At 68.7% G+C, this 11950-nt stretch carries 18 protein-coding genes; 13 read left to right on the top strand and 5 right to left on the bottom strand.

The window, feature by feature from the left end:
• The 7 genes from hisB to WC493_RS12470 form a co-directional block, all read left to right on the top strand.
• A partial coding sequence (hisB, locus tag WC493_RS12500; protein WP_373065854.1) for an imidazoleglycerol-phosphate dehydratase HisB occupies positions 1-515 on the top strand: 515 nt, incomplete at its 5' end.
• Positions 515-874 (top strand): DUF2628 domain-containing protein, encoded by a 360-nt coding sequence (locus WC493_RS12495; RefSeq protein ID WP_373065852.1) that lies wholly within the window; start codon positions 515-517, stop codon positions 872-874. The genes hisB and WC493_RS12495, both read left to right, overlap by 1 nt.
• Positions 871-1530: an imidazole glycerol phosphate synthase subunit HisH gene (hisH, locus tag WC493_RS12490; RefSeq protein ID WP_373065851.1), complete on the top strand. Its 660-nt coding sequence runs from the start codon at positions 871-873 to the stop codon at positions 1528-1530. The genes WC493_RS12495 and hisH overlap by 4 nt, the downstream gene beginning before the upstream one ends.
• Positions 1527-2258 (top strand): 1-(5-phosphoribosyl)-5-[(5-phosphoribosylamino)methylideneamino]imidazole-4-carboxamide isomerase, encoded by a 732-nt coding sequence (gene hisA / locus WC493_RS12485; RefSeq protein ID WP_373065850.1) that lies wholly within the window; start codon positions 1527-1529, stop codon positions 2256-2258. The genes hisH and hisA overlap by 4 nt, the downstream gene beginning before the upstream one ends.
• Positions 2258-3016 carry an imidazole glycerol phosphate synthase subunit HisF gene (gene hisF, locus WC493_RS12480; RefSeq protein WP_373065848.1) on the top strand — a complete coding sequence of 253 codons (759 nt, stop codon included), beginning with the start codon at positions 2258-2260 and terminating at the stop codon, positions 3014-3016. The genes hisA and hisF overlap by 1 nt, the downstream gene beginning before the upstream one ends.
• An 11-nt stretch (positions 3017-3027) precedes the next feature.
• Positions 3028-3354 (top strand): phosphoribosyl-ATP diphosphatase, encoded by a 327-nt coding sequence (locus WC493_RS12475; RefSeq protein WP_373065847.1) that lies wholly within the window; start codon positions 3028-3030, stop codon positions 3352-3354.
• 5 nt (positions 3355-3359) lie between these two features.
• On the top strand, positions 3360-3722 hold the full coding sequence (locus tag WC493_RS12470; RefSeq protein ID WP_373065846.1) for a histidine triad nucleotide-binding protein: 363 nt from the start codon (positions 3360-3362) through the stop codon (positions 3720-3722).
• A gap of 64 nt (positions 3723-3786) precedes the next feature.
• Here WC493_RS12470 and WC493_RS12465 read toward each other — a convergent pair whose 3' ends face one another.
• The 3 genes from WC493_RS12465 to WC493_RS12455 all read right to left on the bottom strand — a co-directional run bounded on the left by WC493_RS12465 (position 3787) and on the right by WC493_RS12455 (position 6252).
• Positions 3787-4179, bottom strand: a complete 393-nt coding sequence (locus WC493_RS12465) for a hypothetical protein (RefSeq protein WP_373065845.1) — start codon at positions 4177-4179, stop codon at positions 3787-3789.
• 10 nt (positions 4180-4189) lie between these two features.
• Entirely contained in the window at positions 4190-5173 is a 984-nt protein-coding gene (locus WC493_RS12460; protein ID WP_373065844.1) for a hypothetical protein, read from the bottom strand.
• Between the two features lie 86 nt (positions 5174-5259).
• Positions 5260-6252 (bottom strand): adenosine kinase, encoded by a 993-nt coding sequence (locus WC493_RS12455; protein ID WP_373065855.1) that lies wholly within the window; start codon positions 6250-6252, stop codon positions 5260-5262.
• An 87-nt stretch (positions 6253-6339) separates the two neighbouring features.
• Here WC493_RS12455 and WC493_RS12450 point away from each other — a divergent pair, with 87 nt between their 5' ends.
• From WC493_RS12450 to WC493_RS12440, 3 genes are all read left to right on the top strand, one after another.
• Positions 6340-7029, top strand: coding sequence for an EI24 domain-containing protein (locus tag WC493_RS12450; RefSeq protein WP_373065843.1), 690 nt, complete (start codon positions 6340-6342; stop codon positions 7027-7029).
• 243 nt (positions 7030-7272) lie between these two features.
• On the top strand, positions 7273-7815 hold the full coding sequence (locus tag WC493_RS12445) for a polymer-forming cytoskeletal protein (RefSeq protein WP_373065842.1): 543 nt from the start codon (positions 7273-7275) through the stop codon (positions 7813-7815).
• A gap of 55 nt (positions 7816-7870) precedes the next feature.
• Positions 7871-8200, top strand: a complete 330-nt coding sequence (locus WC493_RS12440) for a hypothetical protein (protein WP_373065841.1) — start codon at positions 7871-7873, stop codon at positions 8198-8200.
• Positions 8201-8207: 7 nt separating this feature from the next.
• Here the strand turns inward: WC493_RS12440 and nth are convergent, their stop codons facing one another.
• Complete coding sequence (nth, locus tag WC493_RS12435) at positions 8208-8843, bottom strand: endonuclease III (protein ID WP_373065840.1); 636 nt, start codon at positions 8841-8843, stop codon at positions 8208-8210.
• 122 nt (positions 8844-8965) lie between these two features.
• Between nth and WC493_RS12430 the strand changes: the two genes are divergently transcribed.
• Positions 8966-9463, top strand: coding sequence for a DUF2244 domain-containing protein (locus tag WC493_RS12430; protein ID WP_373065839.1), 498 nt, complete (start codon positions 8966-8968; stop codon positions 9461-9463).
• Between the two features lies 1 nt (position 9464).
• On the opposite strand, the gene WC493_RS12425 is transcribed toward WC493_RS12430, so the two are convergent.
• The gene (locus tag WC493_RS12425; RefSeq protein WP_373065837.1) at positions 9465-10487 is read right to left on the bottom strand and encodes a penicillin-binding protein activator; all 1023 of its coding nucleotides are present in this window, start codon (positions 10485-10487) and stop codon (positions 9465-9467) included.
• Positions 10488-10759: 272 nt separating this feature from the next.
• Here WC493_RS12425 and rsmI point away from each other — a divergent pair, with 272 nt between their 5' ends.
• Entirely contained in the window at positions 10760-11572 is an 813-nt protein-coding gene (gene rsmI / locus WC493_RS12420) for a 16S rRNA (cytidine(1402)-2'-O)-methyltransferase (RefSeq protein WP_373065836.1), read from the top strand.
• Complete coding sequence (locus WC493_RS12415) at positions 11569-11934, top strand: YraN family protein (protein WP_373065835.1); 366 nt, start codon at positions 11569-11571, stop codon at positions 11932-11934. The genes rsmI and WC493_RS12415 overlap by 4 nt, the downstream gene beginning before the upstream one ends.
• Positions 11935-11950 lie beyond the last annotated feature (16 nt).

The following is an 11950-nucleotide window of genomic DNA, read 5'->3' as shown; positions in this document are numbered from 1 at the left end:
TGTCGACGGGCATCGGCTTCCTCGACCACATGCTGGAACAGCTCTCCCGGCATTCGCTGATCGACCTCGAAGTGACGGCGAAGGGCGACACCCACATCGATTTCCACCACACCACGGAAGACACGGGGATCGCCATCGGCGAAGCCTTCTCGAAGGCTTTGGGCGACCGCATCGGCATCCGCCGCTATGGCGACGCCCTGATCCCGATGGACGAGACCCTGACCCGGGTGGCGCTCGACTGTTCGAACCGGCCCTATCTGATCTGGAAGGTCGCCTTCAGCCGCGACAAGCTGGGCGAGATGGACACCGAACTGTTCAAGGAATGGTTCCAGGCCTTCGCCCAGGCCGGCGGCGTCACCCTCCACGTCGAGAATCTCTACGGCGAGAACAACCACCACATCGTCGAGAGCAGTTACAAGGCGCTCGCCCGCGCCCTGCGTGCGGCTGTCGAGATCGACCCCCGCGCCGCCTCCGCCGTGCCCTCGACCAAGGGCGTGCTGGGCGGCACCCTGTAATGCGGCCGGTCGCCTATACGGTGCACGGTCCGGCGCCGAAGCTGACCCTGGTGGCGGAGCGTTTCTCGTTTCCTGCCTTCCTGCTCGGCTCGCTCTGGCTGCTGGTGCAGCGGGCCTGGATCGAACTGGCCCTCTATGTCGTGGTCGTCGTTGCCGGTTTCGCCGCCGGCATTTTCCTCTGGCCGGGCCATCCGGTCGGCCTGCTGACAGCCGTTGCGGTCCATCTGCTCACCGGCTTCGAAGCGGGCGAGATCCGGCGCCGGTCGCTGGCCCGCCGCGACCGCCGCGCGATCGGCGTCGTCGTCGGCGAGAACCGCGAGGATGCGCTCGACCGGCTGGTCTTGAAGGTGCGTTCATGAGTGCTGTGAAACCCCTGGTGGCCATCGTCGATTACGGCGCCGGCAACCTCCGCTCCTGCGCCAAGGGCTTCGAGCGCATGGCGGCCGAGGAAGGCCTCGACCCCCGCCGCATCGTGGTGACCGACCAGGCCGAGGTGGTGGCGCAGGCGGAGCGCATCGTGCTGCCCGGCGACGGCGCCTTCGCCGACTGCAAGCGCTCGATCGCCGCTCTGCCCGGCCTGCTCGATGTGCTCGACGAGCAGGTGGTGAAGGGCGGCAAGCCCTTCTTCGGCATCTGCATCGGCATGCAGCTCCTGGCCGACGAAGGGCTGGAGCACGGCCATCACGCCGGCTTCGGCTGGATCTCCGGGGTGGTCGACCGCTTGCAGCCCTCCGACCCCGCCCTGAAGATCCCCCACATGGGCTGGAACAACCTGGACGTCCACCACCACCATCCGGTGCTGGGCCACGCCCGCTCGGGCGTCCATGCCTATTTCGTCCATTCCTATGCGCTCGAAGTGGCGCGCGAGCACGACCTGGTGGCGACCGCCGATTACGGCGGCCCGGTCACCGCCATCGTCGCCCGCGACAATATCTTCGGCACCCAGTTCCACCCGGAGAAGAGCCAGGCCTTCGGCCTCTCGCTCCTCGCCGGCTTCCTCAGGTGGCGGCCGTGATCCTCTATCCCGCGATCGATTTGAAGGGCGGCCAATGCGTCCGCCTGGCCCAGGGCGACATGGCCAGGGCGACCGTCTACAACCCGGACCCGGGCGCCCAGGCAGCCGCCTTCAAGGCCCAGGGCTTCGAATGGCTCCATGTCGTCGACCTCGACGGCGCCTTCGCCGGTTCGTCGGTCAATGCCCGGGCGGTGGAGGCGATCCTGGCCGCGACCGACCGGCCGGTGCAGCTCGGCGGCGGCATCCGCAGCCTGGAGGCGATCGCCAATTGGCTCGCCCGCGGCCTCGCCCGGGTGATCCTCGGCACCGTCGCCCTGCGCGATCCCGCCCTGGTGATCGAAGCCTGCAAGCTGTTCCCCGGTAAGGTCGCGGTCGGCATCGATGCGCGCGACGGCAAGGTCGCGGTCGAAGGCTGGGCCGAAACCTCTGAGATCACGGCGATCGACCTCGCCAGGCGTTTCGAGGATGCCGGCGTCGCCGCCATCATCTTCACCGATATCGCCCGCGACGGCCTGCTCACCGGCGTCAATGTCGCCGCCACGGCGGCCCTCGCCGATGCGGTGAAGATCCCGGTGATCGCCTCGGGCGGTCTCGCCTCGCTCGCCGATATCGAAGCCCTGATGGCGGTGCCCGGTACGCCGATCGCCGGTGCCATCTCGGGCCGCGCGCTCTACGACGGCAGGCTCGACCCCGCCGCCGCCCTGGCGCTGACCCGGAGGGCCGCGTGATGCTGAAGGCCCGTATCATCCCCTGCCTCGATGTCCACGGCGGCCGTGTCGTCAAGGGTGTCAATTTCGTCGATCTCCGCGATGCCGGCGATCCGGTCGAACAGGCCCGGATCTATGACGCCGCCGGCGCCGACGAGCTGACCTTCCTCGACATCACGGCCTCGAGCGACGACCGCGCCATCATGCTGGACGTGGTGCGTCACACCGCGGAACAGGTCTTCATGCCGCTCACGGTGGGCGGCGGCGTCCGCACGCTCGACGACGTGCGCGCCCTGCTGCTCGCCGGTGCCGACAAGGTCTCGATCAATTCGGCCGCGGTGGCGCGGCCCGATTTCGTGCGCGAGGCGGCGGAAAAGGTCGGCAGCCAGTCGATCGTGGTCGCCATCGACGCCAAGCAGGACGGCCCCGGCAAGTGGCAGGTCTATACCCACGGTGGGCGCCGGCCCACCGGCCTCGACGCGGTCGACTGGGCGCGCCGCATGGTCGAACTGGGGGCGGGCGAAATCCTGCTCACCTCGATGGACCGCGACGGCACCAAGGCGGGCTTCGACCTCGGCCTGACCCGCACCGTCTCCGATGCGGTGACCGTGCCGGTGATCGCCTCGGGCGGCGTCGGCACCCTCGACCATCTGGCGGACGGCATCATCGAAGGCCATGCCTCGGCCGTGCTCGCCGCCTCGATCTTCCACTTCGGCACCTTCACGATCCACGAGGCCAAGGAACACATGGCCGCGCGCGGCGTGCCGATGCGGCTCTGAGGAAAGGGATCATGGCCGACGCCGCCATCCTCGACCGGGTCTACCGGGTCATTCTGTCGCGTAAGGGCGCGGACACGGCCAACAGCCATGTCGCCCGCCTGTTCGCCAAGGGCCGCGCCAAGATCGCCCAGAAGGTGGGCGAGGAAGGCGTCGAAGCCGCCCTCGCCGGGCTCGCCGGCACCGAGGGCGAGCTGGTCGGCGAAGCAGCCGACCTGATCTTCCACCTCTTCATCCTGCTGGCCGAACGGGGCATCGAACCGGAGGCGGTCTGGGCCGAACTCGAAGCCCGCGAAGGCCGTTCCGGCGTCGAGGAAAAGGCCAGCCGCCCGAAGGACTGAGAGCCATGGCCTACGATCCGAGCAATATCTTCGCCCGCATCCTGCGCGGCGAGATCCCCTGCCAGAAGGTCCACGAGACCGAACACACCCTGGCCTTCCACGACATCCGGCCGCAGGCCCCGGTCCATGTCCTGGTCATCCCCAAGGGCGCTTACGTCTCCTGGGACGATTTCTCGGCCAAGGCGAGCGATGCGGAAATCGCCGCCTTCGTCCGCGCCGTCGGCGACGTCGCCCGCCTGGTCGGGGTGGATGCTTCGGGTTATCGCCTGTTCGCCAACCACGGCGAGCACAGCCACCAGGAAGTCCCCCACCTCCACGTCCACATCACCGGCGGCCGGCCGCTGGGGCCGCTGCTGACGCGGCCATGAGCGATCGTCCCGGTCGCGGCATTGGGACGTTTCGGGGATCTCATGCGGGTATCGCCCCGGGAAGTCAGGCCAGAGCGACCAACACTTTGAGGATTGCCGCACCGATTTCGACGATTTCGTTGACCTTGGCCGTGGTGTCCGCGGCGGTCTTCAGTCGGGCGACGGCGGTTTTCAGGTCGGCCGTCGCAATGCTGACGGCCTGCAGGGCCGCGGCCGCCTGGGGGTCGTTGAGCAGTTCGCGGACATATTGTTGTTGCAGTCCCGTCAGCTTGCGGTCGAGTTTTGCCAGATCCAGCTTCAGGCGGTACCGCACGTCCGGGCTGCCTGCGGCGTCCCGCCAGCGTTGTTTGACCTCGTCGTAAGCTTGCCGATTCTCCGAGATGGCCTCTTGGGTCAGGGATTTCACTGTGCTGATGTTCGGCGGCACGTTCTTTCCCTCCGGTTGATCCTCGGCCATGGCTGCCTTCCTATGTCTTGTTGGCCGCTTCGATGGCATCCCGGAAAGCCGAGACTTTCTCGGCGAGGTTCGCCAAGGCGGCGGTCACGGACGCCAGATCCGCATTCTTGTTGTCGAGCGCAGTCGCCAGCGCGTGGTGGGCGTCGACCAGGGCTTGGGTCAGATCGGCCGGCTTCACCGCGCGCAAGGCATTGATTTCGGCGACGGCTTCGGAGAGTGCCGAATAGCGCGCGTCGTAGAGTTCGACGTTCAGCCGTTTCACGACATCCGGGCCAAACGACCTGTTTTCGATTTCGTCGAGATAGGTCGACGTCGAGCGGAGCCGGCTGTCGATCAGCACTTTAATACCCTCTTCCGCCACATGGGCGAGAATGGGCAGCCTAGGGTCCACGGCGGTGACGGCCTGGCGCAGGGCGGCAAGTCTCTCTCGGTCGAGAGCAGCCTGCAGCAGCTTACCGAGAAGGCCGCCGGCGGTGCCGACCATGCCGCTTGTATCGGCAGCGCCGGGGACGAACTGATCAGCCGTCTTCAGGACCTTGCCGACGCTCTCCCACAATGATTTCTGGCGTGCAGCGAGGGCTTCTGAATCGGCCGCATCGGTGATCGCGACCAGTTGCGCCGCATAGGCTGCAAGTGCCCCCAACACCTTCTTGGTGGCGTCCGGCCCGCTGTCCTGATAGGGCGACGTGGCTGGATAGGTGTCGGCATCTTTGGCCGACAGTGTGACGATCTGGCAAGGCGGTCCACTTGCCGAAACTTCCTGGCACCCCCCGACGGTCTCCAGGGGCAGCAAATTGACCGCGAAATGCTGGCGGCGCTCCCTGTCGTAGTCGGCGCCATATTGTTTCACGCTGTCGTCGTAGGTCGACGCTAGGCGCGAAACCTGTTGTTGAAAGCCGCCGACCTCGTCCTTGTAGACGTAGGGCGAGCAGCCCGCCGTCCCAAGGCAGAACGTGGCGAAAACAATCCTGAATTTCCCCACCACCGGCGCCATCCCCCAAATTCATTGTTCGAACAGCCAGTGAACAATTTCAGGTTATAATGCCGGGGCCGAATGCGCAACTACCGGTATCGATCGCCTCAGTACCGTCCGACCACGAAATCGGCCAGGTTGACCTGGGGGCGGGGCCCATAGTGACTCAGCACTTCGGCGGCGCAGAGCGAGCCGAGGCGGGCGGAGCGGGCGAGGCCCAGGTCGTGGGTCAGGCCGAACAGGAAGCCGGCGGCATAGAGATCGCCGGCGCCGGTCGAGTCGATCACCTTCTCCGGCACCGCGGCGTCGATCACATGGACTTCGTCGCCGCCCAGGATGACCGAGCCCTTCTCGCTCCGCGTCAGGGCCGCGGTGATGCCGAGCGCCCTTGTCGCCTGGAGCGCGGTGTCGAAATCGCCGGTCTCGAACAGGGCGGAGATTTCGCCCTCGTTGGCGAACAGGATGTCGACCCCGCCGGCCGAGACGAGGTCCAGGAATTCGGCGCGCCAGCGGTGCACGCAGAAGGCGTCGGAGAGCGAGAGCGCGACCCGGCGGCCGGCCTCGTGGGCGCAGGTGATGGCCTTGCGGAAGGCCGCCTTGCCGTTCTCCGGATCCCATAGATAGCCTTCGAGATAGGTGATCTCGGCCGAGGCGACCAGGCCCGGGTCGACGTCGTCCGGCCCGAGGCCGACGCAGGCGCCGAGATAGGTCGCCATGGTGCGCTGGGCATCCGGCGTCACCATGACGAGGCAGCGCGCGGTGCCCGGCCCCTCGCTCGCGGCGGCGCTCTCGAAGGAGACGCCGACGGCGCGGATGTCATGGGCGAAGACCTTGCCGAGGGCGTCGTCCCTGACCCGGCCGACGAAGGCGGCGGCGCCACCCAGCCCGGCGATCCCCGCCAGCGTATTGGCGGCCGAACCGCCCGAAGCCTCGACCCCCGCCGCCATGCGGCCGTAGAGAGCCTCTGCCGCCGCGGCGTCGATCAGGGTCATCGATCCCTTGACCAGGCCCTCGCGGTCGAGGAAGGCATCGTCCGCCGGGGACAGCACGTCCACGATGGCATTGCCGATGCCGAGAACGTCGAAACGCGAAGCTGTCATCATCGCCCCTTTCTCTTTCGCTGGCGCAGTATAAGGATGTCGCCCTGTGCGTCCAGATTTGACGGCCTGCGGGAGGGCCTGCGCGGAATGTCGCTCGTCGCGATCTATCTGAAGGGCCTCGAGGATGCCCTGTCGCCGCCGCTTCGCGCCATTCTCTGGCGCGTGCTGGGGCTCGGCCTGGTGCTCTCGGCGCTGCTCGTCTGGGGCGCCTATGCCGGGCTCGGCTATGCCCCCTCGACCGGCTGGGGCTGGCTCGACGAGGCGATCCGCATCGCCGGCGGCGTCCTCATGGCGATCGGCCTCGCCTTCGTCTTTCCCCTGGTCATGACCACCCTCCAATCGCTCTTCCTCGACGAGGCGGCGGCCAAGGTCACGCGGCGCGATTACCCGGGCGAATCACCCGGCCGCGACGTCGGCATGGTCGACGGCACGGTCGCCGGCCTGCGCTTCCTGGTCATCGCGATTGCCCTCAATCTGGCGGCTTTACCCCTGCAGATCGTGGGTCTCTTCGTGCCCCTCCTCAATCTGTTGGTCTTCCTGATTCTGAACGGCTATCTTGTCGGGCGCGAGTATTTCGAGCAGGTGGCGATGCGCCACGCCCCGGTGAAGGCGGCGTCGGCGCTGCGCCGGGCCAATCGGATGGTCGTTTTCGGTGCCGGTCTGCTGGGGACCGCGCTGATGGTGGTGCCGATCGTCAACCTGATCGCGCCACTGGTGACGGTCGCGGCGATGGTGCATCTGGAACGCCGGTTGCGCCTCGCCCGGACGCCACGCTAGGGGGATCGAGGGCGCGAGCGCCCACATGGGGACCGGCCCGGCTGATGCCGGCAGCCATAGACGGTTCTGGCAGCCGCCAGAGAGAGGATGACGGAGAGATCCATGTTCGGAAAGCGCAGCGGGCCCCCGGAGACACCGCCGAGCCCCCAGCCCCAGCTTCAACCCAAGCCGGCCCAGACGAGTTTCGCGCCGCCGGCCGCCCGTCCCGCCGTTCCCACTCACGCTCAACAAGGCACGCCCGCAATGGCCGACAATGACTCGACGAGCTTCCGTCCCGAAATCGCCCGCCCCAGTCGCGAACTGCCGGGCATGACCCGGCCGCTCGCGCCGGCCACTCCCTCGGCCCCGCCGCCGTCGTCCGACGACAAGAAGCTGATCGTCGGCCGCAACATCGTCCTGTCGGGACAGATCACCGCCTGCGACAAGCTCGTGGTGGAAGGCCGGGTCGACGCCACCCTGACCGAGAGCCGGGTGATCGAGATCACCCAGACCGGCGTCTTCAAGGGCTCGGCCGAGATCGACGAAGCGCTGATCGGCGGCACCTTCGAGGGCAAGCTGATCTGCCGCGGCCGTCTGCTCATCCGCGCCGCCGGCCGGGTGAAGGGCGAGATCCGCTATGGCCAGCTCGAGATCGAATGCGGTGGCGAGCTGATCGGCGACATCAACACCGTCCAGGGCAAGCCCACGGCGCCGATCGAGGCGCCCAAGCCGGCCGATCCGCTCCAGGTCGCTGGCACGGCGCCGGTGGTCTTCCCCACCTCGCACAGCGAAGGCTCGCTCGTCTGAGCGGAGTCGAACCGCGGGCGTCATGACATTGGCAGCTCGCAGCAGGGCGGCATCCTTGGGTGCCGCCCTTCTCATGCTGGCCGCCTGTGCCGACACCGGCCAGACGGCGCGGCCGGTCGCCAGCCTGCCACCGGGCGGCCTGCTCGGTCAGGCCGGTACCGCCCTCACGCCCTATCTGGGCGAACCCTCCCTGAAGCGGAGCGAGCCGCCGGCCGAGATTTGGCAATATGCCACGCCGGACTGCCTGCTCTTCCTTTTCCTCTACCGCGAATCTCAGGGCATGACGGTGAAACACCTCGATGCCCGCGACCGCCAGCGCAAGCCGGTCGACGTCGACACCTGCGCCCGCAAGGTCGCCACCGCCGCGGCCAGGCCGGGAAGCTGAGCGCAGCTCAGGCCGGGGTCTTGTCCTTGGCCGCGCAGAGATCGGCGACGATGCAGGACGGACAATCGGGCTTGCGCGCCTTGCAGACATAGCGCCCGTGCAGGATCAGCCAATGATGGGCGTGGCGGCGGAATTCCGCCGGCACCACCTTTTCGAGCTTGGCCTCGACTTCTTCCACGGTCTTGCCGGGAGCGAGGCCGGTCCGGTTCGAGACCCGGAAGACATGGGTGTCGACCGCGATCGTCGGCTCGCCGAAGGCGATGTTCAGCACCACGTTGGCGGTCTTGCGGCCGACCCCGGGCAAGGCTTCGAGGGCGACCCGGTCGTGCGGCACCTGGCCGCCGTGCCGCGCGATCAACAGGCGCGACAGCTCGATCACATTTTTCGCCTTGGTGCGATAGAGGCCGATCGTCTTGATCGCCTCGGTCAGCCCGTCGAGGCCGAGATCGAGCATCTGTTGCGGCGTCTCGACCGTGGCGAAGAGCGGCCGGGTCGCCTTGTTGACGCCGGCATCGGTCGCCTGGGCCGAAAGCACGACGGCGACCAGGAGCTGATAGGCGTTCTGGTGTTCGAGTTCGCCCTGGGGCTCGGGCCGCTGGGCCCGGAGGCGGGTGAAGAAGCTGACGACATCGGCCTTGCGCATGGTGGCGAAACCTTAAGGCCGGCCCCGGCGCTTGGGAAGCCCGGCGGCATTTCGCGATTTGGAACGATTGAATTCGGCAGTGCCCCTGCCCTACCATCGGCAGACACCGACAGGAGCGGCGAATGGCCGAGGATCTGCCCGACAGGCTGTGGTTCGACGCGGTATTGAGCCCGCACCGCTCGCTCGGCCCGCGCGGCTTCACCATCCTCATGCTCACGATCGCCGCGGTCAGCTTCGCTTCCGGCGTGCTTTTCCTGATGATCGGGGCCTGGCCGGTGTTCGGTTTCTTCGGCCTCGACGCCCTGCTGATCTGGTTCGCCTTCAGGGCCAACTACCGGGCCGCCCGGGCCTTCGAGCGGGTGCGCCTGACCGACCGCGACCTGATCGTGGAGCGGGTCAATGCCAAGGGCCACGCCCGCCATTTCCGCTTCGAGCCGAGCTGGGCGCGCATCGATGTCGAGATCCGCGCCGAGGACGACAACGAACTGGCGATCGCCAGCCACGGCCGGCGCTTCATCTTCGCCCGCTGCCTGACCCCCGGCGAACGCCTCGACCTCGCGGAGGCGCTGCGCCGCGCCCTGGCCGAGCGCCGCGCGAATCTGGTATTGGCGGCGGGCTAGATCAGAAGCCCTGGCCGCCGAAACTGTCCGGCGCCGGGCGGATCACCCGAGGCCCGCCGGCCGAGACTTCGAGGATGGCCAGCCCGTGCTGGGGCGTGCCGTCGGCCCGGAAGCGGAACAGCCCGTCGACCCCCGAAAACCCGTCCGAACCCTGGAGCACGGCCGGGGCACTGGCGAAGCCGGCGCGCTGGCGGGCCAGCAGGACGGCCAGCGTCATGGCGTCATAGGCCTGTGCTGCGATGCGCGGCGGGCGGTGGCCGTAAGTCGACTGGAAATGGCCGGCGAAGCGCTCGAAACGCTCCGGCGACGGCCCGGCGTACCAGCCGCCCAGGCTCATCGGGTCGCTGCCCAGGCTGGAGCCCGACCATTGGTCGGTGCCGAGCAGGCGCACCCGATGCGGATCGAAGCCGATGCCGGCGATGGTCGAGAGCACCTGCTGCAGGGCCGAGCCGCCCTCCGGCACGAAGAGCGCGTCGACCGGCGGCCTGCCGTCCGGCCCCGGGGTGAGCAGGGCGCGCAGGCTGTCGGTCGGCTGCAAGCTGCCGGACTTGTAGCGCTCGACACCGACCACGGTGCCGCCGTTGGCACCGACCGCCACTTCGAAGGCCGAGCCCACCAATTCGCCATAGGCGCCGACCGGGATCAGGGCGCCGAAGCGGGAAAGCCCGGTCGAGGCGGCATAGCCGATCACCGCCGTCGCCTGCTCGTCGGGCATGAAGCCGAGGAGATAGACGCCGCTGCCGGCGGCGCTGCGGTCGGTCGAAAAGCCGAGCAGGGGAACGCCGCGCTTGCGCGCCTCGATCGCCGCGGCCTTCACCGAGGTGGCGCCCAGCGGCCCGATGACGACACCGGCGCCGCCGCCGATGACATTCTGCACGGCGCCCGAGGCGGTCGCGGCCGAACCGCCGGCATCGGCGGGCAGCAGTTCGATATTGGTCGCATTGAGATCGAACAGCGCCAGTTCGGCCGCGTCCTCCAACGCCTTGCCGACTTCCCCGGCCTGGCCGGTCTGGGGCAGGATCAAGCCGATGCGCGGCGCCGCCGGTTGCGGCGGCGGGGTCGGGATTACGGCTGACGGCGGGGGCGCATTGTGGCTAGTGTCGCCGGAAGTCGAACCACAGGCGGCCAGGACCAGGCCGGCGAGGGCGTAGAGGAATGAACGACGACGAGGCCGAAAGGCCGCCTTATCCGCCTTTGCCAGAGGATGCACCGGATCATACTCCTGGGCACGAGACATCAGGCGGCCAAGTTAGCGGGGTGGGGCGGGCAAGTAAACCAGGCCCCGGCCTGCATCTGGTGGCGACCCCGATCGGCAATGCCCGGGACATCACGCTGCGCGCGCTCGACGTGCTGCGCGCGGCCGATGTCATCCTGTGCGAAGACACGCGGATGACCGGGCGCCTGATGCAGATCTACGGGCTGCACAAGCATCTGCTGCCCTATCACGACCACAATGCGGCGCGCGTCCGGCCCGAAGTGCTGGCCCGCCTGGCCAAGGGCGAGGTCATCGCCCTGGTCTCCGACGCCGGCACCCCCCTGGTCTCCGACCCCGGCTACAAGCTGGTGGTCGAGGCGGTCGCGGCGGGTTTCCCGGTCACCACCCTGCCCGGCGCCTCCTCCGTCCTGGCGGCGCTCACCCTGGCGGCGCTGCCGACCGACCGCTTCCTCTTTGCCGGCTTCCTGCCGCCCAAGTCGGCCGCCCGCCGCGCCGCGCTGGAAGAACTGCGCGGTATCGCGGCGACTCTGGTCTTCCTCGAGTCGGCGCAGCGCCTGCCCGAGATGCTGGCCGATGCCGCCGCCGTGCTGGGCGAGCGGGCAGCCGCGGTCGCCCGCGAGCTGACCAAAATGTTCGAGGAAGTGCGGCGCGAGCGCTTGGCCGTCCTCGCCAGCCATTACGCCGAAGCGGGGCCGCCCAAGGGCGAGGTCGTGGTGGTGATCGGCCCGCCGGACGAAGCGGCGGCGCCCGACGAGGCGGCAGTCGATGCCGCCCTCCTGGCCGAACTCGCCCATGCCGGCCCTTCGGCCGCGGCGGCCAAGGTGGCGGCCGCCTTCGGTCTCGCCAAGCGCGACGTCTACGCCCGCGCCATGGCCCTGAAGGCCCGGGAATGAGCCTGGCGGCGAAGCGCCGGGCCGAACGCGCCGGCCGCCTGGCCGAACTCGCCGCGGTGCTTCATCTCCGCTTGCGTGGCTGGCGCGTGCTGGCGCGCAACTGGCGCTGCAAGGCCGGCGAGATCGACCTGGTGGCGCGCCGCCGCCACACCCTCGCCTTCATCGAGGTCAAGCATCGGGCCGCATTCGGGGCTGCGGGGGAGGCGATTCGCCGGCGCCAGCAGGCCCGGATCGCCCGCGCGGCCGAGCTGTTTCTCGCCGCGCGGCCAGACCTCGGCGGGCTCGCGGTGACATTCGACGCCATCCTGGTGGTGCCCTGGCGCCTGCCCTCTCATATAAGGGATGCGTGGCGAATCGATTGAGGCGCCACCGCCTGCC

The organism is Zavarzinia sp., assembly GCF_041650655.1.
Classification (GTDB): Bacteria; Pseudomonadota; Alphaproteobacteria; order Zavarziniales; family Zavarziniaceae; genus Zavarzinia.
Note: the sequence above shows the minus strand (reverse complement) of the source record. Positions and strands in the feature narration are given on the sequence as shown.